The sequence below is a fragment of the Nostocoides australiense Ben110 genome, assembly GCF_001050535.1.
In the GTDB taxonomy this organism is placed as follows: Bacteria; Actinomycetota; Actinomycetes; order Actinomycetales; family Dermatophilaceae; genus Nostocoides_A; species Nostocoides_A australiense.
Genome location: NZ_HG764815.1, coordinates 3,551,670 through 3,553,384 on the forward strand (window position 1 = coordinate 3,551,670; position 1,715 = coordinate 3,553,384).

The following is a 1,715-nucleotide window of genomic DNA, read 5'->3' on the forward strand; positions in this document are numbered from 1 at the left end:
CCCCCCCCCCCCCCCCAGCCAGTCCTGCAGGCGGTTGCCCCAGTAGCGCTCGCCGAGCCAATAACCCGACCCCGCGCCGAGGTCCAACGCGGCAGCGGGGGCCGGCGCGGCGGCATACGCAGCGAGCGCGGCAGCGCCTCCGCCGAGGAAAGTCCGCCGGGTCAAAGTCTGAATCTGCTGGACAGAGGCATCGTGGGGCATGGCCGGGAGTCTGGCACGGGGCCGACGCGGATGTCGCGTACCAGGTAGTCGGCGCCTCATCACCGGGAGTTGGTGGGTCGGTCACGAATAGGCAACGGCGACAGGGCTAGGCTGGGACCCGAGCCAATCTGGGCCCTCATCTGCCATCACCAAGGAGTGATTCCGTGGCCACCATCGAGGCAATCGTCGCGCGCGAGATCTTGGACTCTCGCGGCAACCCCACTGTCGAGGTCGAGGTCGGCCTCGACGACGGCACGGTCGCGCGGGCGGCCGTCCCCAGCGGCGCCTCCACCGGCGCCTTCGAGGCCGTCGAGCGCCGGGACGGCGACAAGAAGCGCTACCTCGGCAAGGGCGTCGAGCAGGCGGTCGACGCGGTCATGGAAGAGATCGCCCCCAAGCTCTACGGCTATGACGCGGCCGACCAGCGGCTCGTCGACAACGAGATGCTCTCCCTGGACGGCACCCCCAACAAGGGCGAACTCGGCGCCAACGCCATCCTCGGCGTCTCGCTCGCGGTCGCCAAGGCGGCCGCCGAGTCCGCCGGGCTGCCGCTGTTCCGCTATGTCGGTGGCCCCAACGCCCACGTGCTGCCCGTCCCGATGATGAACATCCTCAACGGCGGCAGCCACGCCGACTCCAATGTCGACATCCAGGAGTTCATGATCGCCCCCATCGGCGCCGGCTCCTTCCGCGAGGCGCTGCGCTGGGGCGCCGAGGTCTACCACGCCCTCAAGGGCGTCCTGCACGACAAGGGCCTGGCTACCGGCCTCGGCGACGAGGGCGGCTTCGCCCCCAACCTCGAGTCCAACGCCGCCGCGCTCGACCTGATCCTCGAGGCGATCAAGAAGGCCGGGTACAAGCCGGGCACGGACATCGCGCTCGCTCTCGACGTCGCCGCCAGCGAGTTCTACGACAAGGGCTCCTACACCTTCGAAGGTACCAAGAAGTCCAGCGACGAGATGACCGCCTACTACGTCGACCTGGTCGCCAAATACCCGCTGGTGTCCATCGAGGACCCGCTCAACGAGGACGACTGGGACGGCTGGGCCAAGATTACCGAGGCCCTCGGCGACAAGGTGCAGCTGGTCGGTGACGACCTGTTCGTCACCAACCCCGAGCGGCTCGCCAAGGGCATCTCGACCAAGACCGCCAACGCGCTGTTGGTCAAGGTCAACCAGATCGGCTCCCTGACCGAGACCCTCGACGCCGTCGACATGGCCCACCGCGCCGGCTACACCTGCATGATGAGCCACCGCTCCGGCGAGACCGAGGATGTCACGATCGCCGACCTGGCCGTCGCCACCAACTGCGGCCAGATCAAGACCGGCGCCCCCGCCCGCTCCGAGCGCGTCGCGAAGTACAACCAGCTGCTGCGCATCGAGGAGGAACTCGACGACGCGGCGGTGTATGCCGGCGCCGGCGCCTTCCCCCGCTTCTCGGCCTGACCTTTGCGCATGGCAGCCAACGGCCCTCGTCGTGACCCGGCCCGCCGCCCCAAGGGGCGCGGGCCGGGC

2 protein-coding genes are annotated in these 1,715 nt (G+C 69.3%); one reads left to right on the forward strand and one right to left on the reverse strand.

What is annotated here, in order from left to right; translation table 11 throughout:
* Positions 1-201: hypothetical protein (locus BN11_RS24200; protein WP_048699575.1), on the reverse strand; the 201-nt coding region annotated here is incomplete at its 3' end.
* A gap of 164 nt (positions 202-365) precedes the next feature.
* Between BN11_RS24200 and eno the strand changes: the two genes are divergently transcribed.
* A complete protein-coding gene (gene eno / locus BN11_RS17355) occupies positions 366-1,646 on the forward strand; it encodes a phosphopyruvate hydratase (protein ID WP_048699576.1) in 1,281 nt (426 codons plus the stop codon).
* Positions 1,647-1,715: the final 69 nt, after the last annotated feature.